The 23,709-nt window shown below is 41.8% G+C and carries 24 protein-coding genes and 1 pseudogene; 10 read left to right on the plus strand and 15 right to left on the minus strand.

Translation table 11 applies throughout. The annotated features are described in order from the left end of the window. Positions 1–383: 383 nt before the first annotated feature. The 3 genes and pseudogenes from C3007_RS01630 to treB all read right to left on the minus strand — a co-directional run. Positions 384–644 (minus strand): annotated as a pseudogene (locus tag C3007_RS01630) (lipopolysaccharide kinase InaA family protein); the annotation flags it as partial. A gap of 112 nt (positions 645–756) precedes the next feature. Further along, complete coding sequence (gene treC, locus C3007_RS01635; RefSeq protein ID WP_103852775.1) at positions 757–2,448, minus strand: alpha,alpha-phosphotrehalase; 1,692 nt, start codon at positions 2,446–2,448, stop codon at positions 757–759. A gap of 10 nt (positions 2,449–2,458) precedes the next feature. Continuing rightward, entirely contained in the window at positions 2,459–3,877 is a 1,419-nt protein-coding gene (gene treB / locus C3007_RS01640) for a PTS trehalose transporter subunit IIBC (protein ID WP_103852776.1), read from the minus strand. A gap of 147 nt (positions 3,878–4,024) precedes the next feature. On the opposite strand from treB, the gene C3007_RS11510 reads away from it, so the two are divergent. Then, the gene (locus C3007_RS11510) at positions 4,025–4,192 is read left to right on the plus strand and encodes a hypothetical protein (protein ID WP_165779939.1); all 168 of its coding nucleotides are present in this window, start codon (positions 4,025–4,027) and stop codon (positions 4,190–4,192) included. 205 nt (positions 4,193–4,397) lie between these two features. Here C3007_RS11510 and C3007_RS01645 read toward each other — a convergent pair whose 3' ends face one another. From C3007_RS01645 to dksA, 5 genes are all read right to left on the minus strand, one after another. Further along, on the minus strand, positions 4,398–4,580 hold the full coding sequence (locus tag C3007_RS01645; protein WP_103852777.1) for a hypothetical protein: 183 nt from the start codon (positions 4,578–4,580) through the stop codon (positions 4,398–4,400). A 98-nt stretch (positions 4,581–4,678) separates the two neighbouring features. After that, positions 4,679–5,623 (minus strand): trehalose operon repressor TreR, encoded by a 945-nt coding sequence (gene treR, locus C3007_RS01650; protein WP_103852778.1) that lies wholly within the window; start codon positions 5,621–5,623, stop codon positions 4,679–4,681. 32 nt (positions 5,624–5,655) lie between these two features. Further along, positions 5,656–6,153: a 2-amino-4-hydroxy-6-hydroxymethyldihydropteridine diphosphokinase gene (gene folK / locus C3007_RS01655; protein WP_103852779.1), complete on the minus strand. Its 498-nt coding sequence runs from the start codon at positions 6,151–6,153 to the stop codon at positions 5,656–5,658. Beyond that, positions 6,150–7,457 carry a polynucleotide adenylyltransferase PcnB gene (gene pcnB, locus C3007_RS01660; RefSeq protein WP_370445389.1) on the minus strand — a complete coding sequence of 436 codons (1,308 nt, stop codon included), beginning with the start codon at positions 7,455–7,457 and terminating at the stop codon, positions 6,150–6,152. The genes folK and pcnB overlap by 4 nt, the downstream gene beginning before the upstream one ends. 314 nt (positions 7,458–7,771) lie before the next feature. Next, positions 7,772–8,209 (minus strand): RNA polymerase-binding protein DksA, encoded by a 438-nt coding sequence (gene dksA / locus C3007_RS01665; RefSeq protein ID WP_103852781.1) that lies wholly within the window; start codon positions 8,207–8,209, stop codon positions 7,772–7,774. Between the two features lie 384 nt (positions 8,210–8,593). Between dksA and C3007_RS01670 the strand changes: the two genes are divergently transcribed. Further along, positions 8,594–10,042: an NAD-dependent succinate-semialdehyde dehydrogenase gene (locus tag C3007_RS01670; protein WP_103852782.1), complete on the plus strand. Its 1,449-nt coding sequence runs from the start codon at positions 8,594–8,596 to the stop codon at positions 10,040–10,042. 36 nt (positions 10,043–10,078) lie between these two features. Here C3007_RS01670 and argA read toward each other — a convergent pair whose 3' ends face one another. Together argA and C3007_RS01680 are read right to left on the minus strand one after the other, a co-directional pair. Then, complete coding sequence (gene argA, locus C3007_RS01675; protein WP_103852783.1) at positions 10,079–11,392, minus strand: amino-acid N-acetyltransferase; 1,314 nt, start codon at positions 11,390–11,392, stop codon at positions 10,079–10,081. Positions 11,393–11,516: 124 nt separating this feature from the next. Then, positions 11,517–11,780: a GrxA family glutaredoxin gene (locus tag C3007_RS01680; protein WP_103852784.1), complete on the minus strand. Its 264-nt coding sequence runs from the start codon at positions 11,778–11,780 to the stop codon at positions 11,517–11,519. Positions 11,781–11,975: 195 nt separating this feature from the next. Here C3007_RS01680 and C3007_RS01685 point away from each other — a divergent pair, with 195 nt between their 5' ends. After that, positions 11,976–12,893 carry an ATP-grasp domain-containing protein gene (locus tag C3007_RS01685; RefSeq protein WP_103852785.1) on the plus strand — a complete coding sequence of 306 codons (918 nt, stop codon included), beginning with the start codon at positions 11,976–11,978 and terminating at the stop codon, positions 12,891–12,893. Positions 12,894–13,003: 110 nt separating this feature from the next. Then, positions 13,004–13,543 (plus strand): alpha/beta hydrolase YcfP, encoded by a 540-nt coding sequence (ycfP, locus tag C3007_RS01690; RefSeq protein ID WP_103852786.1) that lies wholly within the window; start codon positions 13,004–13,006, stop codon positions 13,541–13,543. A 41-nt stretch (positions 13,544–13,584) separates the two neighbouring features. Here ycfP and C3007_RS01695 read toward each other — a convergent pair whose 3' ends face one another. The 4 genes from C3007_RS01695 to C3007_RS01710 are packed head-to-tail and all read right to left on the minus strand — an operon-like array spanning position 13,585 to position 16,371. Next, on the minus strand, positions 13,585–14,193 hold the full coding sequence (locus C3007_RS01695) for a hypothetical protein (RefSeq protein ID WP_103852787.1): 609 nt from the start codon (positions 14,191–14,193) through the stop codon (positions 13,585–13,587). Between the two features lie 58 nt (positions 14,194–14,251). Then, the gene (locus C3007_RS01700) at positions 14,252–14,641 is read right to left on the minus strand and encodes a SufE family protein (RefSeq protein WP_103852788.1); all 390 of its coding nucleotides are present in this window, start codon (positions 14,639–14,641) and stop codon (positions 14,252–14,254) included. Positions 14,642–14,645: 4 nt separating this feature from the next. After that, the gene (locus tag C3007_RS01705; protein WP_103852789.1) at positions 14,646–15,845 is read right to left on the minus strand and encodes an aminotransferase class V-fold PLP-dependent enzyme; all 1,200 of its coding nucleotides are present in this window, start codon (positions 15,843–15,845) and stop codon (positions 14,646–14,648) included. Beyond that, on the minus strand, positions 15,835–16,371 hold the full coding sequence (locus tag C3007_RS01710) for a thermonuclease family protein (RefSeq protein WP_103852790.1): 537 nt from the start codon (positions 16,369–16,371) through the stop codon (positions 15,835–15,837). The genes C3007_RS01705 and C3007_RS01710 overlap by 11 nt, the downstream gene beginning before the upstream one ends. A gap of 123 nt (positions 16,372–16,494) precedes the next feature. Between C3007_RS01710 and C3007_RS01715 the strand changes: the two genes are divergently transcribed. From C3007_RS01715 to C3007_RS01725, 3 genes are read left to right on the plus strand one after another with little or no spacing between them, the layout of a single operon-like run. Beyond that, the gene (locus C3007_RS01715; RefSeq protein ID WP_103852791.1) at positions 16,495–16,908 is read left to right on the plus strand and encodes a CidA/LrgA family protein; all 414 of its coding nucleotides are present in this window, start codon (positions 16,495–16,497) and stop codon (positions 16,906–16,908) included. Next, entirely contained in the window at positions 16,905–17,591 is a 687-nt protein-coding gene (locus C3007_RS01720) for a CidB/LrgB family autolysis modulator (protein ID WP_103852792.1), read from the plus strand. Before C3007_RS01715 ends, C3007_RS01720 begins: the two co-directional genes overlap by 4 nt. A 1-nt stretch (position 17,592) precedes the next feature. Next, positions 17,593–18,945, plus strand: a complete 1,353-nt coding sequence (locus tag C3007_RS01725; RefSeq protein WP_103852793.1) for an anti-phage deoxyguanosine triphosphatase — start codon at positions 17,593–17,595, stop codon at positions 18,943–18,945. Positions 18,946–18,959: 14 nt separating this feature from the next. Here the strand turns inward: C3007_RS01725 and C3007_RS01730 are convergent, their stop codons facing one another. Then, a complete protein-coding gene (locus tag C3007_RS01730; RefSeq protein WP_103852794.1) occupies positions 18,960–19,295 on the minus strand; it encodes a hypothetical protein in 336 nt (111 codons plus the stop codon). A 238-nt stretch (positions 19,296–19,533) separates the two neighbouring features. On the opposite strand from C3007_RS01730, the gene lrp reads away from it, so the two are divergent. The 3 genes from lrp (at position 19,534) to lolA (ending at position 23,641) form a co-directional block, all read left to right on the plus strand. Then, positions 19,534–20,013, plus strand: a complete 480-nt coding sequence (lrp, locus tag C3007_RS01735) for a leucine-responsive transcriptional regulator Lrp (RefSeq protein ID WP_103852795.1) — start codon at positions 19,534–19,536, stop codon at positions 20,011–20,013. Position 20,014: 1 nt separating this feature from the next. Then, entirely contained in the window at positions 20,015–22,906 is a 2,892-nt protein-coding gene (locus tag C3007_RS01740) for an FtsK/SpoIIIE family DNA translocase (RefSeq protein WP_103852796.1), read from the plus strand. A gap of 114 nt (positions 22,907–23,020) precedes the next feature. Further along, entirely contained in the window at positions 23,021–23,641 is a 621-nt protein-coding gene (gene lolA, locus C3007_RS01745; protein WP_103852797.1) for an outer membrane lipoprotein periplasmic chaperone LolA, read from the plus strand. The last annotated feature ends 68 nt before the right edge of the window (positions 23,642–23,709 follow it).

Raw genomic sequence — 23,709 nt, forward strand, 5'->3', positions numbered from 1 at the left:
CTCTTCATAGCCGCTTGGATTTTCCCTGGAACGACTGACTTGACTAGCTTATCTCTTAAATTTAGATGGATATTATTAATGCATTAAAATCCATAGATATATAAGAGAATGTAGGCGAATTTGGCTATTTATGTATTAGCTGAAGTAAATTAAACAAGCTAGAAAATATATAGGAAAAATCTGGCGAAATTACCCCGCACTTTGGTTTTATTTTTTCAGTACAAGCTGATAACTGGCTTGAAATTAATTTTTGAAAAGTTAAAGTAAAAAGGCTAAAGTAAAATTTTTACTCTTTTTAGAATAACTGAAAAGACTTCATCAGAGCGATTTCGTTATCTTTGAGCAGTCGTGTCTTCATTTAGAGATTGATATAACGGTTAAATTTACTCCTTATACCCATTCAAAACCTCATTCCAATCCTGTTCTGTAAATTTTATTGTCAGCTTATTTATTTCTTTAATAAAAGAGCGGTGTAATCTGGCGAGATTTTGGGTTTTCCAGTGATCTCCTGATTTTTCGGCGCATTTGTCAAAATCAATCAGCCAGTATTTTTGTTCTGGCGTGGCGAAATGTTGGACTAAAATATTATGGGCGTTCAGGTCGGTGTGGCAGATTTGTCGGCTGTATAAGTGGGGAATTAATTTGCTATGCTAGGCATATATAATGCTTAAGCAGATTGTAAATGAATTTTTTAAAAATGCTCTGCTCCTGAAGTATCAAGAGCAGAGCAAAGTGCTGTGCTTTTTCTACAAATTTTTATTTTTGATAGAAATACAACCCTTGGAATGGCTCAAGGGTGAGTTGATTTGCCACTTGTGGCTGGCTGGCTTGAATATGACTGTTTTTGAGCAATGTCCATTGCTGATTTGCCAAATTCGCAGGCAGTTCAATTTGTTGTGGTTTATCCGTTAAATTGGCTAAAACTAACAATTTTTCCTCCGCACTTTCACGCAGATAAGTCCATACATCTGGTGAGGTTGGATTGAGATCTTGATAGCTTCCCTCAATGAAAATCGGATATTGCTTACGCAAGGCGATGAGGCGTTGATAAGTATAAAATACCGATTGTTCATCTGCCAGCGCGTGTTCCACGTTAATCTCTGCACGTCCAACGCCAATCCAAGGTTCAACTTGGCTAAAACCGCAATAGCTGCCATTGTTCCATTGCATTGGCGTGCGGCTGTTATCGCGCGATTTTTGTGCCAAAATTTTCATTAATAGATCTTCGTCCATTCCCTGTTCACGCAGTTCGGCGAACATATTTAGGCTTTCTACATCACGATATTGGCTGATTTCGGTGAAATTTGGATTGGTCATTCCGATTTCTTCGCCTTGATAAATATAAGGCGTGCCTTCCATTCCGTGCAGCACCATTGCGAGCATTTTAGCAGACTGCTGATGCCATTTGCCCTCATCACCAAAACGGGAAACAATACGTGGCTGATCGTGGTTGCACCAAAAGAGCGCATTCCACGCTTTGCCGTGCATTCCTTGCTGCCAATAATTAAAAATTTGCTTTAACTCCACAAAATCTGGCTTGGCGTGCGTCCATTTTTCGCCATTTGGATAATCCACTTTTAGATGATGGAAATTAAAGGTCATTGATAATTCCGAACCTTGATTGTTGGCATATTGCTGACAATGTTCAAGGCTCGTGGAGGACATTTCGCCCACTGTCATCAGGTTGCGCGGTTGGAACACTTCACGGCTTAATTCTTGCATAAATTCGTGAATGTGCGGGCCATCAGTATAGAAACGGCGGCCATCACCTTGATTATCATTAGGAAAATCTTGGTTTTTGGAAACCAGATTGATTACGTCTAAACGCAAGCCGTCCACGCCTTTGTCCGCCCAGAAATGACAAATTTTTTGTAATTCTGACCGCACTTGTGGATTTTCCCAATTCAGATCCGCCTGTTCCGTGGCGAAAAGGTGCAAATAATGTTTGCCAACACGCTCATTCCATTTCCACGCATTGCCGCCAAATTTAGAACGCCAATTATTCGGTGGCGTAGCGGCATCATCACCACGCCAAATATAAAATTGATGATAAGGGCTTTGTGGATCTTGCGCCGCTTTGAACCATTGATGCTCCGTTGAAGTGTGGTTAAACACCATATCCATAATGATACGGATATTGCGCTGATGCGCTTGCTCAACCAGCTGTTCAAAATCTTGCATTGTGCCGTAAGTGGGATCAATAGCGCAATAATCGGCCACATCATAACCATTATCCACCTGTGGCGACACATAAATTGGTGTGATCCAAATGGCATCTACGCCCAATTTTTGCAGATAATCTAAATGCTGAATAATGCCTTGCAAATCGCCAATGCCGTTGCCTGTGGTGTCTTGGAAACTTTTCGGATAAATCTGATAAATTACCCCATTTTTCCACCATTGTGGACGAGATTGACCAGACGAAAGTGCGGTGTTTTTTTCTGTCATTTTTTCACCCTTATTCTGGAAGCGTACCATTTGCCACACGGCGTTTATACACGATCATTGTTAAAATCAATGGCACAACTACGGCTACCACCATCGCTAAAGCAAACACGCCCCAGAATGGTAATTGAATGGAAAGAATACCCGGTAAACCACCCACACCGATACTGTTCGCTAACACGCCATTTAAGCCACAGATTAATCCAGCGAAGGCAGAACCAATCATTGCACAAAGCATTGGGAAGCGGTATTTCAAGTTGATCCCATACATCGCAGGCTCGGTTACACCAAGATAAGCGGAAATGGTTGCAGGCACGGAAATTTCACGTTCATTGGCTTTTTTGCTCACAATCACAATGGCTAACACAGCAGAAGCTTGCGCGATGTTAGAAAGCGCGATCATCGGCCAAACAGGCGTACCGCCAATGTTTTGGATCATTTGCATATCAATCGCAAGGGTGGTTTGATGCACACCGGTGATCACCAATGGGGCATAAAGGAAGCCAAATAATGTCGCGCCAATCGGGGCGAAGCTGCCGGTTAATCCTGCACGCACCACATAAGCCACGCCATTACCAATTTCACGACCAATCGGCCCGATAATAGAATGAGCAAGGAACACCGCGATGATTAATGAGGTGACAGGCACGATCACTAAATTTAATGACGCAGGCACAATTCGACGTAAGCGGGTTTCGATCCAACCTAAAGCAAGACCAGCCAAAATAGATGGAATCACCTGTGCTTGATAACCCACTTTATCAATGCTAAACCAACCGAAATCCCACATTTCAGGAATTTTAGAACCGAGATCATAAGAATTCATTAATTGTGGTGAAACGAGCGTTACCCCAAGGACAATCCCCAAAATTGGCGAACCGCCCATTTTTTTCACTGTGGACCAACAAATTCCCACTGGCAAATAGAAGAAAATCGCCTCACCAATTAACCATAGGAAAGAATGGATTGTCGCCCACATCGGGTGGGTTTGCACCAAGGTTTTGCCATCGATCATCGGAATATCGCCAATCACATTGCGGAAACCTAAAATTAAACCGCCACTAATTAGAGCGGGCAACAGGGGAATAAAAATTTCCGCGAAATGAGAAATGAGTTGCTCATACCATTTCATATTTTGGCGTGCTGCCACTTTCGCTTGTTCTTTATTCGCTTCAGAAATTTGCGTTTGTTTCACTAATTCTTGGTAATAAAGATCCACTTCAGGCCCAATTACCACCTGAAACTGCCCCGCATTGGTAAAACAACCTTTCACCATTGGCAAGGCTTCAATGCCTTTCACATCGGCAATTTCAGGCTGATTTAACACAAAACGCAAACGCGTAATACAATGCGTTGCTGTCGCAATATTCTCTTTCCCACCAATTAACTGGATTAATTGCGTGATATATTGAGGATTAATTTTCTTTGCCATAATTTTTCCTTTCGTCTAAAAAATGTTCGTGCGTATCTTACGCCTTTTTATTTTTCTCTCAATGGGAACGTTCCCAATCTGTGATCCAAATCACATATTTAGATGAAAAATAGGGCAGTGATAAGATAAAAGGAAAATCAAGCAAAAGTGCGGTGGGAAATTTGGGGATTTTTGGAGGAATGTGGAGAAAAAGAAGCTGATAAGGTAATAAAGCAACCTTTTTCTTTAAGCGAAAAGCCACAGACAGAAACAACTACAAGTGAGATTAAGCAACCTTTTTCTTTAAGTAGTGAGCCTCAGACACAATCTAAATAAATCATGATTATAAGGGCGATAATATGAATAATGGCATTTTTACTTTGGTAAATACGTTTGTTAATAGTTAAGTCGAAAGACATTGCCTTGTTCCAAAGGGATTAAAACTAAGCGGGCAGACACATAGGTCTGCCCCTACCAAATAGATAGATGAGTTTGCTTGAGTAATTTTTTAAGGTGAAAGATAGGTTTTATACGAAAAAGATTAATTAAGTCCATTTTCTAACATATATTCCAATTTTTCGATCACGTCATCGTGGGGAATAAGTTTGATTTTTCCTGTTAGCACGTCTTGCAAAAAACGTTGTTCTTCAGTCAGAGAATGTTCAAATGTAGATAGTATTTGCTTTTGGAAAGCAGTTTGCGATTGTTTTTCAACTTCCTGCATAATGTTTCCTTTTGAATAAATTTTTCTTTAGCCAATCTTAATCGTCTTTTTGCACGGTTGCAGTAAAAAGCTTATAGGAATAGTTTTCTTGTGAAACCCTAAACCAACCCACAATCAATACAACTTGCCTTAATTTCTCTGTTTTCTAACAAATCAAATAATTGTTTGACGGCTTGTTTGCCGGCGGTGGTGAAGCCGAGATCGACGCTTAGGGTTTGTGGGAAAAGGAATCGCAATAGTGGGTTGTTGCCGATGCCGGCAACGCTGATATGAGTGATTTGATGTTCTTGCAGCCATTTTACCACGCCGATTGCCAAGGTGTCGGTGGCGCAGACAATGGCGGAAATTTGCGAAAAATCCACCGCACTTGCTAATTGATAAGCGCTGTCGTAGCTCAGCTTACCCAGCACAGCATTGGGCGTAAGCTGATGATCTTGGCAAAAGCGAAGATAGGCTTGATGACGCAAATAACCTGTGGTCATATCGCTTTCTTGCACACCCAAATAAGCGATTTTTTGATGACCTTGTTGCAGCAGTTTTTCTAGCAGCAGGGTTACGGTGCGTTGTTCATCATAATAGACGCAAGAAAATTGCGGATAATGGCGTGCGATGACCACTAATTTTTTTTCCCAACCTTGCAAATCTTGTTCTTCTAAGCCTGAAAAGGCGAATAAAATCACACCATCAACACGGCGCTGTTGGAAGAACTTGAGATGTTCCTGCAAGCGGTGCATTTCCATTTGGCTTTCCACAATAATCGGCTCGCAATTTGCTGTGTAGAGTAGGGGGAGCATTGCAGAAAGGGCTTGGTTTTCCGCATTGGAACTTAAGCGCGTAACGATAATGCCAATCATTGGGTTGCCTTGCCCACGCATTGCTCGTGCAGATTGAGAAGGGGTGAAGTTATGGGCTTGAATAATGGCTTGAATTTTCTCGCGCGTTTCGGCACTCACCTTGCTATCTTGATTTAACACGCGGGAAACCGTGGATTTCCCCACGCCAGCCAAGGCAGCAATATCTTTAATCGTGAGTTTTTTTGCCATTATTCAATCCTGTGAATGGGTTAATATCCTAACTATTCAAGTGCGGTGCTTTTTTGCAAAATTTTCATTTCGTGATGGTGAAACTGCTGCACTAAATCCGCCACGTTTTTGCCATTTGGCAAGGTTAAATTGGGGGCTATGTCGTACAACGGCACGATCACAAATTCGCGATGTTGCATATCATAATGGGGAACGGTTAAGCGTTCAGACTGAATAATTTCATCGCCGTAAAGCAGAATATCCAAATCCAACGTGCGTTCGCCCCAACGGCGCAGCCGCACGCGCCCTTGTTCTTGCTCAATGCGTTGTAATTGATCGAGCAAATCCAATGGCGCTAATGCCGTGGTTAAGCAAGCGACCGCATTTACATAATCAGGTTGATCCTGCGGCCCGAGTGGCTTGCTTTGATAAAAATGGCTAACTGCCACCAGTTGCGAATGGGGCAGTTGTTGTAACGCTTGCAGCGCGTTTTCTAGCTGTTGCACTGGGGTGGCTAAATTGCTGCCTAAAGCGATATAAACCTGTTTCATTGTGCGGTTGGCTCTTTTTGCGTTTTACGTTTTCTTGGACGATAACGTTTTTTCTTTGGCGTAGGGTGAAGTTTTTGATGGGCTTCCACCAAGGCGTTACGCTGTTCTTCATTACTAAATTGGTATTCGTGCCACCAAGTTGCTAACTCAATGGATTCGCCGCCTTCCACTTGTGCGCGCATTGCTAGCAAATCAAAGGCAGCGCGGAATTTCGGGTGTGCCATTACACGCATTGGTGCGTTGCCATTGCGTTTTAGCAGCTGTAATTGCAAGAACCAAATATCACGAATTACCCCCGTATGGCGGCGTGGTGCGGCAAGGCTCGTGGCAAGCTGATCGAGAATTTCATTGCTAGCTAAGGCATAAGCATCGTGATTATTTAAGCCACCTTCATTTTTCAGCACTTCCACTTTTTCTCTTAATGGATACCAAAAGAAACAGGCAAACAAAAAGGCAGGATTAATGCGCAGTTTGTCCGCGATGCGTTCATCTGTTGAAGTGAGCGCAGTTAAAATCATTCGCTCGGCAAAGCTATCTTGTTTTTCTGTGAAATAAGGCATTAGCGTCGGGAAAAGCTGATCAAACAAGCCATATTGACGCAATAAATGGTAGGTTTTCACACCATTGCCTGTTTGCAATAATTTTTGTGCTTCATCATATAAGCGAGCAGGCGGAATATTGCGTAATAGATGCGCCATTTGCTTGATTGGCGCTTCCGTTGGCTTTTCCAAAAACATATCCAATTTTGCCATAAAACGAATGGCGCGCAGCATACGCACGGGATCTTCTTGATAACGAATAACAGGATCGCCAATTAAACGCAATTTACCGGCTTTGATGTCTTCAATGCCGTGGTAGAAATCACGCAAAGTGTTATCTTGTGGATTGTAATAAAGGGCATTAACGCTGAAATCACGGCGTTCTGCATCTTGTTCTAGCGTGCCGTACACATTATCGCGCAGCAACATTCCTTCATCACTTTGCTTGGATTGGCGTTCATTATTGTGTTCAGAATGGTTGGCACGGAAGGTGGCCACTTCAATAATATCACGTCCAAACATCACGTGTGCCAAGCGGAAACGGCGGCCGATCAAACGGCACTGACGTTGAAAAATAGCTTGAATTTGTTCAGGACGCGCATTGGTGGCAACATCAAAATCTTTCGGTTTTTTATCGAGTAACAAATCACGCAAACAGCCGCCCACTACATAGGCTTCGTAACCGTTACGTTGTAATTTTTGCACCACAGTTAAGGCATTTTTGCTGATCATTCTTGGTTGAATGCCATATTGTGAAGCTTGAATAAGGTGTTTTTGATAGCGATGAGAAGATTTGCCTTGCGCTTTATTTTCTTTCGGCTCGACATATTCTACGAAAGGCGCAGCGGGTCTAGCCTTGCTACGGCTGGATTTGGTATTTTTTTTATTTGCTCGTTTAGGCGAAACCTTTTGGGTGTTGGTTTCTTGTGTTGCATTATCTGCTTTTTTCTTAAACAGATTTTTTATTAAGGTTAAAATAGCGAACCCCTTGCTTGAAAAGCGTAAATAAAATTAATGAAAAGTGCGGTCAAAAATCACCGCACTTTTTAATTTAAGCCTGTATTTTAACAGCAAGCTAATTAGCCTACCATTTGTTTTTCACGAATTTCAGATAAGGTTTTGCAATCAATGCAAAGATCAGCTGTTGGACGTGCTTCTAAGCGGCGAATACCAATTTCAATACCGCAAGAATCGCAATAGCCGAAATCACCTGTATCGATTTTTTTCAGTGTATGCTCGATTTTTTTCATTAACTTACGTTCACGATCACGGTTGCGTAACTCTAAGCTAAATTCTTCTTCCTGTGTCGCACGATCGGCAGGATCAGGGAAGTTTGACGCTTCATCTTGCATATATGCCACGGTGCGAGAGGTTTCTTCTTGAATTTGCGCACGCCACGCTTCAAGAATTTTTCTAAAGTGAAGAATTTGCTCATCATTCATATATTCTTCACCTTCTTTTGGTTGATAAGGCTCAACGCCAGCTAAGGCTAATAAACTTAAAGATGATGTTGTCATTGTCGGTATCTCCTAATAGTAATTCATCCATTTTAACTTAGTATAACTGACCTTATTATCACCATAGGAATAGCAAAATTCAGCTATATTTTTGACCGCACTTTTGCGTTAAGTTAAGACTTTTCGAGGCAAGCCTAATTCCATTTCAAAATTAGGCTCTTTTTAAAGAGCGGTATAAATATCAGAAGTTTGAGAAATTAGCAAATAAATTTACGCAAGATAAAAAATTTTTACACAATAAATCTCAATTTTGCGATCCAGCTAACAAAATCTGCCTCTGTAAAATGGCGTATTATGAGCAAAAATATAAAAAAGACTAGACAACCTTTGAGTTAGGCGAGTATCTTTTAAACATCATTTTTTTAATAAAAAGAGGGGGCAAAAATGCAAAATTTTTCATTAATAAAAACAAAAGGTTATATTAATGGTGAATATGTAGAAAATGCAGATGGGAAAACTTTTGCGGTGTTGAATCCAGCAACGCAACAAGAAATTTGCCAAGTGGCAGATTTAGGCGTGGCAGAAACGGAACAAGCCATTTTAGCGGCGGAACAAGCGCAGAAAAAATGGAAACAGGTGTTACCGAAAGAGCGAGCCAATATTTTAACCCGTTGGTATGAACTGGTGTTACAACATCAAGAAGAGCTTGCGCAAATTATTAGCTTAGAACAAGGCAAACCCATTGCTGAAAGCCGTGGCGAAGTGCTTTATGGCGCGAGTTTTATTCAATGGTTTGCGGAGGAAGCGAAGCGAATTCAAGGGGATATGCTACCTTCTGATAAAAGCAATCACCGCTTAATGGCAATGAAACAGCCTGTTGGTGTTGTGGCCGCTATTACGCCTTGGAATTTCCCGAATGCGATGATTACGCGAAAATCTGCACCAGCCTTAGCAGCAGGCTGTGCGGTGGTGTTAAAACCTGCGCCAGAAACGCCATTATCCGCCTTAGCCTTGGCAGAATTGGCAAGTCAAGCAGGATTACCAAAAGGCTTGTTGAATGTGATTCCTACCACACAAGCGGTGGAAGTGGGCAAAGTGCTGACAGAAAGCCCAATTATTCGCAAATTGACCTTTACTGGCTCAACCAAGGTGGGCAAATTATTAATGGCACAATCGGCGAGTACGGTGAAAAAATTATCCTTAGAACTAGGGGGAAATGCGCCTGCTTTGGTGTTTGATGATGCAGATTTAGACAGTGCTGTGGAAGGGGTATTTGCCTCTAAATTCCGTAACGCAGGGCAGACCTGCATTTGCACCAATCGTATTTATGTGCAGGCAGGAATTTATGAAGCCTTTGTGCAAAAATTCTGTGAAAAAGTACAACAAATTAAACTGGGCGAACCCAATCAGCCAGATGTAACAATGGGGCCTTTAATCCGCCAAAGTGCTGTAGAGAAAGTACAACGTCACATTGATGACGCCCTACAAAAAGGTGCTAAACTGGTGCTTGGTGGTAAACCTGCTGATCTTGGCGGAACATTTTTCCAACCTACCGTTTTAACAGATGTTAATCAGACAATGCTAGTCGCCAAAGAAGAAACCTTTGCGCCTTTAGCACCGATTTTCAAATTTGAAACGGAAGAACAAGCGATTGCAATGGCAAATGACACGGAATTCGGCTTGGCGGCTTATTTCTTCACGCAAAATATTAACCGCATTTGGCGCGTGTCAGAAGCCTTAGAATATGGCATTGTAGGCATTAACGAAGGCTTGGTGACCAATGAATTTGCCCCATTTGGCGGTGTGAAAGAATCAGGCATTGGGCGCGAAGGCTCACATTACGGCATTGATGAATTTTTAGAGCTGAAATACCTTTGTTTAGGCATAAAATAAAAAATAAGGGGCAGTGTTGCCCCTTTGTTATTTTAATTATGCCGTTAGATCTTTAATCAAAATCTTAGATCGGCGCTGGTAATTATATTTTTCTCTTTTTTCTACGGGCAGATCTTCCACCTGAGCTAAATAAAATCCACGCTCTTGGAACCAATGTACCGTGCGTGTGGTGAGTACGAATAACCGTTCAATGTGCTGTTCTTTGGCGCGTTTTTGAATAGCTTCCAATAAAATATCGCCACGGGAAGAGTTGCGATAATCTGGGTGAACGGCAACGCACGCCATTTCTGCCATTTTTTCTTGTGGATAAATATTGAGCGCGGCACAAGCAATGACCACGCCATCACGATCAATAATGGTGTAGTTGGAAATTTCCATTTCTAACTGCTCGCGAGAACGTTTGACCAAAATCCCTTGCTGTTCCAATGGGTGAATGAGTTCCAACAAGGCAGGAATGTCAGCTACATTTGCAAGACGAATGCTTTCTGAGCTTTCCATTGAGAGCTGCGTTCCCACGCCATCTCGGGTAAAGAGTTCTTGCAACAGCGATCCGTCTTCTTCATAACTTAATAAGTGCGAACGCTTCACGCCTGCGCGGCATACTTCAATTGCTGCCTGCAAGAAACGCGCTTGCGAGCTGTGATATTGATCTTGCGAAATCAAACGGCTTAAATATTGCTCGGCATCTTGCGGCAGTAAATCGGCAATGGTTTCTTGCTGATCGTTTAAAATCCCTTGCGTATCAGAAAAGGCGATGAGTTTTTCTGCCTTAAGTTTGATCGCCACTTGCGTTGCCACTTCTTCAAAAGGTAAATTAAAGGTTTCCCCCGTTACAGAAGGGGCGATGGGGCCGAGTAGCACTATCGATCCCTGATCTAATTGTTGCTGAATTTTCTCGCTATCAATACGGCGAATTTTGCCACTGAGTTGATAATCTACGCCGTCATCGACACCAATGGGTTGCGCCAAAATAAAATTGCTACTCACCACATTGATTACCGCAGAATGGGGCAGACGCAAAGAAAGGCGCGCAGCAATATCATAATTTAATTTGCCCACCGCTTGTTTCACCACATCAAGGCTGTGAGGATCGGTAATGCGAATATTTTTATGATAAGTTGGCACGATGCCTTGCTGTTCAAGGAGCTGATTAATTTGCAATCTTGCGCCAAACACAATGGCTAATTTAATGCCAAGGCTGTGGAGCAGGCTAATGTCATTGATAATATTGATAAAATTTGGGCTGGCAATGGTGTCGCCATCAAGCATAATCACAAAGGTTTTGCCTCTGTGCATATTCACATAGGGGGTGGATTGTCTAAACCACTGTACAAGTTCGGTGCTGCGCATAACTTCCTTTTCTTATAATTATTCACTTAAAGTGAATTTATATTCATTTTAAAAAATATGCAAGGAAAATTTTGCAGAGATAAAAAATGCGGTGAAATTTCACCGCACTTTATGTTTATGGAGATTAGTTTACTACGTTGAACTGTTCTTTCATTAACGCAGCGAAGTCGGTGTAACCGCCTACTGGTTTTTCATCAATGAAAATTTGTGGCACAGTTTCAACCGGTTTACCCACTGAAGCAGATAAATCTGCTTTGCTGATGCCTTCTGCGATAATATCTACATAGCGGTAGTCAAAATCGCTTAAGGTTTCTTTTAATTTGTCAGCAAGCTCTTTTGCGCGCACGCAATAAGGGCAACCAGGGCGACCAAAAATAACAACGAACATAATCATTTCCTTCTGTTAGGGCCAAGCACATTGGCTAGATAAAAATGCAAATAGACAAAATACTTAGCAAGATAAAAAATTGTGCAAATTGTACTGATTATGACAAAAAGAATAAAGGAGTTTTTTAGCATTGTTGTAATTGGTGTAATATATCAAAATAACAGTTTGAGAGCCTTGTAGCCGAAGTAGGAAAAAATGAAATTATTAATGTTATGCCGTGAGCCGCGTCTTTATAGCTGCCAGCGATTGAAAGAAGCTGCGGAAAGTTGCGGACATCAAATGGATATTCTCGATCCCAATCGTTTTGTGCTAAAACTCAGCGAAAAAGCACCGCACTTTGATTTATATTATCAGCCAAATCGCGAAGCTGAGCCTTATTTATTACCTGATTATGATGCCGTATTGCCGCGCTTTGGTTCGGCGAGTACACAAATGGGCTGTGCTGTATTGCAACATTTTCAGGCAAAAGGTGTGGCTTGTTTAAATGACGTTGAGCCTTTTCTTAAAGCGCGTGATAAATGGTGGAGCTTGCAGATTTTAGTTCAGCACGGCATTGCCGTTCCCCCTTCTTTACTGGCTGGCAGTGAAACGCGGGCGAAAGAAAGTCTTGAATTGATTGGCTCGCCAACCATTTTGAAAACTTTAAGTGGATCGCAAGGCATTGGCGTGATCTTAGCGGAAAGCCAAAGTAGCGCCAGTAGCATTGTGGAAACCTTAAATCATTCTGGCGTGCCTGTGCTAATGCAGCAGTTTATTAGCGAAGCGCAAGGGGGCGATGTGCGCTGTTTTGTGGTGGGCGGAAAAGTGATCGCCACAATGGAACGCAAAGGGCAAGCGGGCGAGTTTCGCGCTAATATTCACCGTGGAGGAACAGGCGAGCAAGTGTGGCTCAGTGAGCAGGAAAAACAAATTGCCCTTACCGCCACGCAAGCCTTAGGCTTAGATGTGGCTGGGGTAGATCTAATTCGTTCGCATCAAGGCTTGTTGGTGTTAGAAGTCAATGCCAGCCCCGGTTTAGAGATGATCGAAAAAACCAGCGGTTTGGATATTGCGTTGCAAATGATCTTGTATTTGGAACGAAAAAGCCAAGCCAGATCAAAAAATAACGAATAAATAGCAAGTGCGGTAGAAAATTTGTGTATTTTTTGTTTTAATAAAGCCGTTTTCTCGCAAATCTTGCGGTTTCTAACGGCATTGCCCAATTCAAATAGGTGAGGTTTCCTATGATTATTTATTTGCACGGTTTCGATTCCAACAGCCCCGGTAATCACGAAAAAATAATGCAGTTAAAATTTATTGATGACGATGTGCGATTCATCAATTACAGCACCTTGCACCCACGTTATGATATGCAATTTTTGCTCAATGAAGTGCATAAATTAGTGTCAGAAAGCAATGATAAAACGCCTCTTATTTGTGGTGTTGGACTTGGTGGCTATTGGGCGGAGCGCATTGGCTTTTTGTGCGGTATCAAGCAGGCAATTTTTAACCCGAATTTGTTCCCTTATGAAAATATGCAAGGCAGAATAGATCGCCCTGAAGAATATCAAGATATTGCCACCAAATGTGTTGAAAATTTCCGTTTAAAAAATAAGGGAAATTGCTTAGTTTTTCTTTCTACTCAAGATGAAGTGCTAGATGCTCAGCGTAGCGTAGAAACCCTTTCCCCTTTTTATGAGGTGATTTGGGACGAAAACGAAGGTCATAAATTCAAAAAAATTTCACAACATTTACAACAAATTAAAGCCTTTAAAACGGCATAAAAATAGGGCGGATTGAAATTATCCGCCCTTTTATTTGTTGTCTAAACCTCTTCCTGTGTTTGGCGATCAAGCTCAAATTGTGGTGGAAGTTGTGGTTTTAGTTCATCTTCATCAATTTTTTCGACATCTGGCGTATCCAGTAAGCGTTCTGCTTTACTGTGGGCACTTTTTTCTTTGCCTAAGAGCTGTGGCAAAATTTTACCGTAACTGCCTTTTGGCGATAAGGTACTGTTGATAAACGCACGGTTAAAATCATCGCCAAATTCCTTGTCTAGTACCGTGTCATTTAAAATAAAATAGCCTTTGTTTGGCAAGGCAATGTAGCTCAACACATCTTTAGGCGAGAAATCGGGAAAGATTTTTTGTAGTTCATCTAACCAATTATCCGTATCGCCTTCCACCTTAAGAGATTTCATTTCTTTGATTAAACTAATGGCGAAACTTTTGCCTTCCACGGGTTTGTCAAAGTTGAATGAAAGCATTAAAGGGCGTTGATTTTCTTGATAATTTCCCGTTTCTGAATAGAGACTTAGGGTGTAAATTTGAAATGGCCCCCAGTTGTAATCCGCATTGCCCACCATTTCCCAATCCGCCCAAAGTGCGGTGGAAAATAAGGCTGAAATTAAAAATGCGACAAGTTTTTTTTTCATTATTCTTCCTGATAAATTGCTTGTGGCGATTATAGCAAGTTTTTTATTTTCGACAGATTTAATTTGTACAAGTTGCTAAATTTCGCACAATTTGCTCAATTTGTTTTAAGCCATTTAAGCGCGTGCTGCTTAATCGTTGAGCAATGCCAAGTTCATCAAAATAAGCGGTTAAGTCAAAGGTTTGTAATTGTTCTGCAGTTTTGCCGTTAATTTCTTGCAAAATCAGCCAAAGCAAGCCGTTAATAATGCGCGCTTCGCTAAAGGCATTAAACATAAAAGTGCGGTCGTTTTTTTCTTCAAATTTAAACCAAACCTTGGCTTCACAACCTGAAATAGGCTGCATCTGAGCGAGCGTTTGTTCATCAGGGCGAGAGAGATTTTTTCCGCTTTGAATGATGAAACGGTAGCGATCTTCCCAATTTTTGGCGTTTTTAATTTCTGTTCTCATTGCGTTAATCTAGCAAGGCTAAGGCGTTATCCAACGCGTTAAAAAAGTGTTCAATATCTTGCTCATTATTGTAAGGGGCAAGGGAAAGGCGTAATGTACCACGTTGTCCGAGCCTTGCCAAATAAGGTTGAGCGCAATGTTCACCAGCGCGCAGGGCAATATTTTGTTCGCTCAGCAGGGTTGCGAGATCAGAAAGATCAATATGCTTAAATAAAAAGCTAATAATTGGGCTGTGATTGCCATAAACGAAAAGCTGGCAAGCAGGATATTGTTGCAGGCGAGAGGTGATTTTTTTGCTTAATTGCGCGACATACTGATGTGCGGCATTGTTATCCCATTTTTCCAGCCATTCTAGCACCGCATTAAAACCGATTACGCCAGCAATATTCGGCGTGCCGGCTTCAAGTTTATAAGGTAATTCGGCAAATTCTGTTTGCTGTGCGCTGACTTTCTGCACCATTTTGCCACCAAATAATAAGGGCTGAAGTTGATTAAGTGCGGTTAATTTTCCTGCCAAAATGCCAAGCCCTGTTGGACCATAGATTTTGTGGGCGGAAAAGGTGAGAAAATCCACATCAAGTTGTTGTAAATCAAGGGAAAAATGATTAATGGCTTGTGCTGCATCGGCTAAGATGAATGCATTACTTTGGCGGCGAATAATCGGGATTAAATCAGCCAACGGCTGCACCACACCCGTTACATTGGACATCATCGTCAAGGCAACAATTTTGCAATTTTTTTGCACCGCACTTTTTAATGCACGATCATCAATAACGCCGTTAGTCTGCAATGGCAGGACGATCAATTTTGCCCCTGTTTTTTGGCTTAGCTGCTGCCAGCTGACAAAATTGGCGTGGTGTTCCGCTTCACTGATGATGATTTCATCTTGTGGGCTAAGCTGTGGTAGCAGGCCGTTCGCCACTAAATTAATGGCGTGCGTGGTGCCTGATGTCCAAATAATACTTTGTTCGCTTTCTGCGTTGATCAGCTTTTTTACTCTTGTGCGCGCTTGTTCATAGCTTGTGGTTTGTTGTTCGTCATATTGACTGCGATGTACCGATCCTGCGGATTGATAGAACGCAACGGTGGCATCAATTAAGGCTTGCGGTTTTAAGCTGGTGGCTGCGCTGTCTAAATAAACGGCAGCGTTAGGTTGTTGAAAATAAGGGAAATTTTTCCGAAATTCTGTGGGGTTAAAAGCCATAGAATAATCCTTTTTCTTTTTGTTGGCGTTTTTGTTTACGTTGTTCGCTTTGCATTTTTCGCCATTGTTCGGGGTAAATGGGGTACGGATCTTGCCATAAACCGACACGTTGTGCGCGTGCCTGTTGTTGTGCGTGAAAATAGCTTTGATCGCGCGCATAACGCTCATACACCCACGCCATTCCTAGTTTTACCATTGCAAGATTGATATTCTGCCCTTGTTGGTTATACACCGTGGCAAGCGTGCGTTGATAGCGATCATAGCCCACAATTTGTAGCTGAACCGCTTGCTTATGAATCAGGTTGGCTAAGGTTTGACGCGATTTATTACCAAAAGGCTGTTTCTTTTCTGGCGCATCAATGCTGTCTAAACGAACTTTGATTTGCTTGTTATTCTCAAGTAAACAGCGGAAGGTATCGCCATCAGAAATTGCCACAACACGGCAAGGAATGATACGCACTGCTTCTGCAGTTTGAGGAAGCCAAAATATTGTTGTAATAAAGAACAAGAAACGCTTTCGTAACATTCTGATCACATTGATTCTAAAAAAGTTTGAAATTTTCCTTATTGTAACGAAAAGCCATAACAAAACGAATAAAATAAGAGTAGAATTGTTGCGGTTTTAGTAAATTAACAAATTTATAGCGGTATGACACAGAAGATTTTTCAGTTATTACGTTCTTTTGCCATTCTTTTTTTAATGCTTTTTCTCGGTGAGCAAATCGCTCGTTTTATTCCTATTGGCATACCTGGTAGCATTTGGGGATTGCTTTTATTATTCACCTGCCTAATGTTACAAGTGATTAAAGTGCATTGGATTTTTGCAGGTGCAAGCCTATTAATGCGTTATATGGCAGTGCTGTTTGTGCCAGTAAGTGTGGGGATTATTCAATATTCTGACCTTTTGCTCAACCAAGCCAAAGTGCTATTAATCCCTAATGTGGTGGCGACAATTTTGACATTGGTACTCAGTGGCATTTTGGCGGATTATCTTTTTTCCCAACAGTCTTTTGCTGGATTACGCAAAAAAGTCTTGAAAAAACGGGCTAAGGAGAGCAAATGATTTACGCTTATACTTTGCTTACCCTCGCGGTTTTTATGGTTGCCTTGCAGATTAGTAAGCGGTTGAAATCAATCATTTTTAATAGCTTTATCCTTACCGTAGCAATGTTGATTGCCATTGTCGTGATGTTTAATGTGCCTTATCCTGATTATATGGCAGGGAATGCACCGTTAAATCATTTATTGGGGGTGAGTGTGGTTGCCCTCGCATTGCCGTTATACGAACAGTTTCGCCAAATTAAAGAATATTGGAAAACGATTTTATTTATCACCGCACTTTCTTCTTTATTCTCAATGGTAGTGGGGGCAGTGCTCGCCTTGTTGCTTGGGGCAGAGCCTGAACTGGTTGCAACGATTTTACCAAAATCCGTTACCACGCCAATTGCGATGGAAATTGCTCAAAACATTGGCGGCATTCCCTCCGTTGCGGCAGCGGCGGTGTTGATTGCAGGGTTGCAAGGCTCAATGTTTGGCTATTTGATTCTGAAAGCCATAAAAATAAAATATGCCGAATCCATTGGGCTTTCAGTGGGGGCAGTTTCGCACGTTTTAGGTACGGTGAGTTGTATGGAAGTTGATCCTAAAGCGGGGAATTATAGCTCAATCGCCTTGGTGCTTTGTGGTATTTTAAGTTCCATTTTTGCCCCTTTTGTATTCAAATTAATTTATTTCTGGGTGGTGTAGAATGAAAAATGCAGTAAATAGCCTTTGGCACGAACGTTATATCCCTGATAGTCCGCGAGAAAAAGATCACCGCCCGCCATTTCGCCGTGATCGTGGACGTATTTTGCACAGTGCGGCATTTCGCTGCCTGCAAGCTAAAACGCAAATTCACGCCGTGGGTGAAAATGATTTTTACCGCACGCGCTTAACCCATTCTTTGGAAGTGGCACAGATTGGTAGCAGCTTGGTGGCACAACTCAAATTCACCGAAGCATTTGCCCATTTAGCCGTACAATTAAAGACGGATAAAAGCCTTTTACAAAAACAGCTAAAGCCCTTATTGCCTTCCAATGATCTGATTGAAAGCCTGTGCTTTGCCCACGATATTGGACACCCGCCTTTTGGACACGGTGGGGAAGTGGCATTAAATTATATGATGCGCGATCACGGTGGTTTTGAAGGCAATGCGCAAACCTTTCGATTATTAACTAAGTTAGAGCCTTATACCGCCAGTGCAGGAATGAATTTAACCCGCCGTACTTTGCTTGGCGTGGTGAAATATCCTGCTATTTTAGATTGTTCTTCACCGCAATATGGTGAAATTTTGCCACAAGGGAGTGAAAATCCCTTGTATGCCAAAATTGCAGATTGGAAACCGGGAAAAGGCATCTTTCGTGATGATCTGGAAATGTTTCACTGGCTATTGTCGCCATTAAGCGAAAAAGATCGTCTGCTTTTTCAGCAATTTAGCGAAGCCAGAGTAACGCCACAGCAAACGTTAAAAACTCGCTATAAATCCTTAGATTGTAGCATTATGGAACTGGCGGACGATATTGCTTACGGCGTTCACGATTTAGAAGATGCTATTGTGGTTGGCGTTATTCATTTACATCAATGGCAAGAGGCGTTGCAGCAGCTTAAAAATAGCCCTTCTCAATGGATCAAGCAGAATATTGAAAGCCTGAGCAAAAAATTGTTTTCAGCACATCATTATGAACGTAAAAATGCCATTGGTGCATTGGTAAATTATTTTATTACCAATGTGCGGTGGAAAATTAATCCTGAATTTGATGATCCTTTGCTCCGCTATAATGCTGAATTGCCAGAAGATGTGATTAGCGTGCTAAACGTGTTTACCGATTTTGTGTGGCAATATGTCATTCGTGATGTTAATACGCAACGCATTGAATATAAAGGACAACGAATGCTGACAGAAATGTTTCAAATTTTTGAGAGCGATCCTGAACGCCTGTTACCGCGTAACACAGCGGTGCGTTGGAAAAATGCAGAGCCGAATCAGAAAAAACGGATTATCTGTGACTACATTGCGGGAATGTCAGATGCTTACGCAATGAAAGTGTATCAACAGCTTTGATCCAAGAATGGGGGCTAAATACAGCCTCCACAGCTTCCGCAACGCCAATCGTCTTTATTTACGGCTTGGTAAAACCAATGCATATAATTTTCTTCTAATGGAATATCGGCAGCAATAAATACATCACTTAGCCACTCAATGTTAGCGAGAATCCAATCATCTTCATCAAGCCCTTCTAAATAAAGCTCATCGGTAGGATCGATGAAATTATAAATTCCCTTTGTTCCCATATCGTGTTCACGTTTGTGTTCTGGAATATCAAGCAGATTGCCTTGATAAAAAATTTCCCAATGTCCTAAACACAGCGTGTTGCCTTGTGTACTCCAGCGAGCAGTGAATGGATTTTCCATAATGCGTATGAATTGTTATTAGTCATTGGTTGAATTATCGATCTAATTAAAATGAAGTCGAATACCCAATTCACCTTATTTTTTATAAGGGCATTATTTTAAAGTGCGGTGTAATTTTGAACGATTTTTAATTTTTAAAGTCTGAAGTTTTCCCTATAAAATTTTATAGAATAGTGTAAAATTAGTCGTTATTTCTATTTTAAGCGGTATTTTACCGTCATTTACGGTGGAAAATTTTATGGAAAAAAAATTACCTAAAGCCCTTGATGCCATTGATATAAAAATTCTGAATGAATTACAGCGTAATGGCAAAATTTCTAATATTGACCTTTCAAAGAAAGTCGGATTATCGCCAACCCCTTGTTTGGAGCGTGTAAAACGCTTGGAAAAACAAGGAGTGATTATGGGTTACCGTGCCTTGCTTAACCCTGAATTGCTAGATTCGCCGTTGCTCGTGATCGTAGAAATCACCCTTGTGCGCGGAAAACCTGATGTATTTGAAGAATTTAACGAAGCAGTGCAACAGCTTGATGAAATTCAAGAATGTCATTTGGTGTCGGGGGATTTTGACTATTTACTCAAAACCCGTGTGGCGGATATGGCGGCATACCGCAAATTGCTTGGCACAACCTTGTTGCGTTTGCCCGGCGTGAACGATACCCGTACCTATGTGGTAATGGAAGAAGTGAAACAGACCAATTTTTTACAATTAAAATAAGATGATTAAACGAATTACAGCAAAACTAACACCAAAACAATATATGGCGGAATTGTGTTTAGGCACAATTTCCCTGTTTGGTTTGTATTTGATTATTGCTTGGTCAAGTTACAGCCCTTTTGATAACACTTGGGCGGTTTCGTCCTCGCAGCCTGAAACCATCAACAAAGCGGGAGCACTGGGCGCTTGGCTTATAGGCTTATTTTTTACTTTCTTTGGGCATATCGGCAATTTAATTCCTTTTATTTTATGTTTTGTGCCGATTTATTTATTCAAAACTAAAAAATTCACCCAGATCACTTGGATTAAAGCGGCTATTCGCACACTAGGGGGAATTTTATTATTTGGCGGTTTAACCGCATTAGCGACTTTATTGCTTTCTAACACTAGCTCTTATCTTGCTGGTGGAGTGTTAGGTGGGAGCTTAGTGGTTTCCCTTTATCCTGTTTTGGGCAAAGCAGGAGTGATTTTGTGCGCATTATTATCAGCTATTGCAGGCTTTATTTTGTGTTCAGGTAAGGCTTTAGTGCAGCTTTTTGTGAGATTTTATTACTGGCTCACAATGAATGAAGACAAAACTCCAGCAATGGCAATGCCCGCCGAGCCACAAGCAGACAGCGAGCCTGAGCCTTTAGAGGAAATTATTATCCAAAAGCCTGCGCCAATTTCGTCATTACAAAATGAAAATGCAGCGCAAAACGAAGCAAGCGAAGAGCAAAATAAAGATAACCAAACCTTTATTCAAATTAGTGGCTTACAAGAATTTGTTCAGCCAGAAACGCCACTTACACATAATGAAAGCCAAGCGGTTTCCAATAGCCCAGATCTTTTTGATCCACGCCAAATGGAATCCCTTTCTAATTATGGTGTAGGGCAAGAAGAACCATTGCCAAATGTGCGTATTCCTCAAACCAGCACAGTAACGAGCTCAGCCACACAAATTGGCGTAAGCACAGAACAGACAATGGTTAAACCTGTTCAAGCCGTTGTTGAACAGAAGAATTTAACTGATTTACCAAATGGGGCAGATTTACCAAGTGCGGTGGATTTTTCTACAGAATTTTCTGCAATGGAACAAGCACCGGAATTAAGGGTATCCATTCCTGATTATTCATTAGAAAATCATTCTGAAACAGAAAATTTGTCCGAGCAAGATAATGAAATGGACGAATTGGCGCGTCAGTTCGCTGCGCAAGAAGTGCAACGCTTGGCTGAAATGCAGCAGCGCGCAAAAGAAATCAATGCGGAAGATGCTTTAGCGGATATTCTGGCTGAGCAAAACCCAACGCAATCAACGCTAAATCAGCCGACTGAACCTCAGCCTGCGGTAAGCCAGCCAACTTACAAACCTTATGGAGATTCCTTAATCCACCCTGCTTTGCAAAAGCAGGTAACAAAAGCGGAAAAACCCACCACGCCGTTGCCAAGTTTAGATTTATTGGATAAGCGTGAAGTGGAAGAACAAAATATCACGCGCGAAGAAATCTTAGAAACCTCGCAACGCATTGAACAGCAATTACGCAATTTCAATGTAAAAGCGAGCGTAAAAGATGTGTTGGTTGGGCCTGTGGTAACGCGTTATGAATTGGAATTGCAACCTGGGGTAAAAGCCTCAAAGGTAAGCAATATTGATACGGATTTGGCGCGCGCCTTGATGTTCCGCTCTATTCGTGTGGCAGAAGTGATCCCCGGCAAGCCTTACATTGGCATCGAAACGCCAAATTTACAGCGCCAAATGGTGCCGCTGCGTGATGTGCTAGACAGCCGAGAATTTCGTGAGTCAAAATCCTTGCTTTCAATGGCGCTAGGAAAAGACATTAGCGGCAATCCTGTGATCGTAGATCTAGCCAAAATGCCTCATTTGTTGGTGGCAGGCTCAACAGGTTCGGGGAAATCCGTTGGGGTGAATACGATGATTTTAAGTTTACTTTTCAGAGTAAAACCTGAAGAAGTGAAATTTATTATGATCGACCCGAAAGTGGTGGAGCTTTCCATTTATAACGATATTCCGCATTTGCTCACGGAAGTGGTTACGGATATGAAAAAAGCCGCCAATGCGCTGCGTTGGTGCGTGGACGAAATGGAGCGCCGCTACCAATTATTATCCGCCTTGCGTGTGCGTAATATTGAAGGCTATAACGAAAAAATTGATGAATATAACGCAATGGGAATGCCAATTCCAAACCCAATTTGGCGACCGGGCGATACCATGGACGCAATGCCACCTGCGCTGGAAAAACTCAGCTATATTGTGGTGATCGTTGATGAGTTTGCCGATTTGATGATGGTGGCAGGCAAGCAAATTGAAGAACTTATTGCGCGCCTTGCACAAAAAGCCCGAGCCATCGGTATTCACTTGATTTTGGCCACCCAACGCCCTTCTGTGGACGTGATTACTGGCTTGATCAAGGCTAATATTCCAAGCCGTATTGCCTTTACCGTGGCGAGTAAAATTGACTCGCGCACCATTCTTGATCAAGGCGGTGCAGAAACCTTGTTAGGCCGTGGGGATATGCTTTATTCAGGGCAAGGCTCTTCCGATTTAATCCGTGTTCACGGTGCATTTATGAGCGATGACGAAGTGGCTCGTGTGGCTGATGACTGGCGTGCAAGAGGCAAACCAGATTATATTGATGGCATTTTAGACAGTGCCGATGATGAAGAGGGTGAAGTAGCACGAAGTGGTGATGATGGTGATCTTGATGATCTGTTTGATGAAGTGATGAATTTCGTGATCGAAACTGGCACAACCTCAGCCTCATCAATCCAACGCCGTTTCCGTGTCGGCTTTAACCGTGCCGCACGCATTATGGATCAGCTGGAAGAACAAGGCATTGTTTCGCCCCTACAAAATGGTAAGCGTGAAATTTTAGCCCGCCGTTCGGATTATTAGTTTAATCTTTCAGCGAATTACAAAGCTAAGCATAAAGAAAATGCAACAAATGGGAAATTTTATTGTCTGATTAACACAATGGTTTCCCATTATTTTAGGATTAAAGGAAGATTTATGAAAAAAATGGCAGTAAAAATCACCGCACTTTTATTTTTAGGCTTAAGCCAAATGGCTTGGGCTGATGCGGTGAGTGAATTACAAACGCGCCTTAACAAAGTGGACGTGTTAAGCGCAGATTATGTGCAAAAAGTGAGTGATGCCAAAGGCAAAGAAATTCAACAAGGCAAAGGCAAACTTCGCATTAAACGCCCAAATTTATTCAGAATGGATAATCAATCTCCGCAAGAAAGCCAAATTGTGTCAGACGGCAAAACCCTGTGGTTTTACGATCCTTTCGTGCAACAGGTTACGGCAAATTGGGTGTCTGAAGCGGTGAATAATACGCCATTTGTGTTGCTTACCAGCAACGATCAAGCGCAATGGAAAAAATATACCGTGGCACAATCAGCGGATACCTTTACGCTTAAACCAAAATTCGCGAAAAGCAATATTAAGCAGTTCAATATTCGCATTGATGCTGATGGCGTGCTAAAAAACTTTAGCACCACAGAAAAAGACGGACAAACCAATTTATACTTATTGCGTAATATCACCAACCAACCGTTGGCAGATAATTTGTTTAAATTCAGCGTGCCGAAAGGTGCGGAGCTGGATGATCAGCGCAAGAAAAAGTAACAAAAAAATCACCGCACTTTTTCTGGGCGGTTGTGATAGCTCAAATGTAAAATGAATTCTAAGGCTAA

Origin of the sequence: Avibacterium gallinarum (genome assembly GCF_002921135.1) — a bacterium.
In the GTDB taxonomy this organism is placed as follows: domain Bacteria; phylum Pseudomonadota; class Gammaproteobacteria; order Enterobacterales; family Pasteurellaceae; genus Avibacterium; species Avibacterium gallinarum.

Coding starts and splice junctions, on each gene's coding strand:
- treC (WP_103852775.1), bottom strand. CDS start 2,448: ATGACAGAAAAAAACACCGCACTTTCGTCTGGTCAATCTCGTCCACAA.
- treB (WP_103852776.1), bottom strand. CDS start 3,877: ATGGCAAAGAAAATTAATCCTCAATATATCACGCAATTAATCCAGTTA.
- C3007_RS01645 (WP_103852777.1), bottom strand. CDS start 4,580: ATGCAGGAAGTTGAAAAACAATCGCAAACTGCTTTCCAAAAGCAAATA.
- treR (WP_103852778.1), bottom strand. CDS start 5,623: ATGGCAAAAAAACTCACGATTAAAGATATTGCTGCCTTGGCTGGCGTG.
- folK (WP_103852779.1), bottom strand. CDS start 6,153: ATGAAACAGGTTTATATCGCTTTAGGCAGCAATTTAGCCACCCCAGTG.
- dksA (WP_103852781.1), bottom strand. CDS start 8,209: ATGACAACATCATCTTTAAGTTTATTAGCCTTAGCTGGCGTTGAGCCT.
- C3007_RS01670 (WP_103852782.1), top strand. CDS start 8,594: ATGCAAAATTTTTCATTAATAAAAACAAAAGGTTATATTAATGGTGAA.
- argA (WP_103852783.1), bottom strand. CDS start 11,392: ATGCGCAGCACCGAACTTGTACAGTGGTTTAGACAATCCACCCCCTAT.
- C3007_RS01680 (WP_103852784.1), bottom strand. CDS start 11,780: ATGTTCGTTGTTATTTTTGGTCGCCCTGGTTGCCCTTATTGCGTGCGC.
- C3007_RS01685 (WP_103852785.1), top strand. CDS start 11,976: ATGAAATTATTAATGTTATGCCGTGAGCCGCGTCTTTATAGCTGCCAG.
- ycfP (WP_103852786.1), top strand. CDS start 13,004: ATGATTATTTATTTGCACGGTTTCGATTCCAACAGCCCCGGTAATCAC.
- C3007_RS01695 (WP_103852787.1), bottom strand. CDS start 14,193: ATGAAAAAAAAACTTGTCGCATTTTTAATTTCAGCCTTATTTTCCACC.
- C3007_RS01700 (WP_103852788.1), bottom strand. CDS start 14,641: ATGAGAACAGAAATTAAAAACGCCAAAAATTGGGAAGATCGCTACCGT.
- C3007_RS01705 (WP_103852789.1), bottom strand. CDS start 15,845: ATGGCTTTTAACCCCACAGAATTTCGGAAAAATTTCCCTTATTTTCAA.
- C3007_RS01710 (WP_103852790.1), bottom strand. CDS start 16,371: ATGTTACGAAAGCGTTTCTTGTTCTTTATTACAACAATATTTTGGCTT.
- C3007_RS01715 (WP_103852791.1), top strand. CDS start 16,495: ATGACACAGAAGATTTTTCAGTTATTACGTTCTTTTGCCATTCTTTTT.
- C3007_RS01720 (WP_103852792.1), top strand. CDS start 16,905: ATGATTTACGCTTATACTTTGCTTACCCTCGCGGTTTTTATGGTTGCC.
- C3007_RS01725 (WP_103852793.1), top strand. CDS start 17,593: ATGAAAAATGCAGTAAATAGCCTTTGGCACGAACGTTATATCCCTGAT.
- C3007_RS01730 (WP_103852794.1), bottom strand. CDS start 19,295: ATGGAAAATCCATTCACTGCTCGCTGGAGTACACAAGGCAACACGCTG.
- lrp (WP_103852795.1), top strand. CDS start 19,534: ATGGAAAAAAAATTACCTAAAGCCCTTGATGCCATTGATATAAAAATT.
- C3007_RS01740 (WP_103852796.1), top strand. CDS start 20,015: ATGATTAAACGAATTACAGCAAAACTAACACCAAAACAATATATGGCG.
- lolA (WP_103852797.1), top strand. CDS start 23,021: ATGAAAAAAATGGCAGTAAAAATCACCGCACTTTTATTTTTAGGCTTA.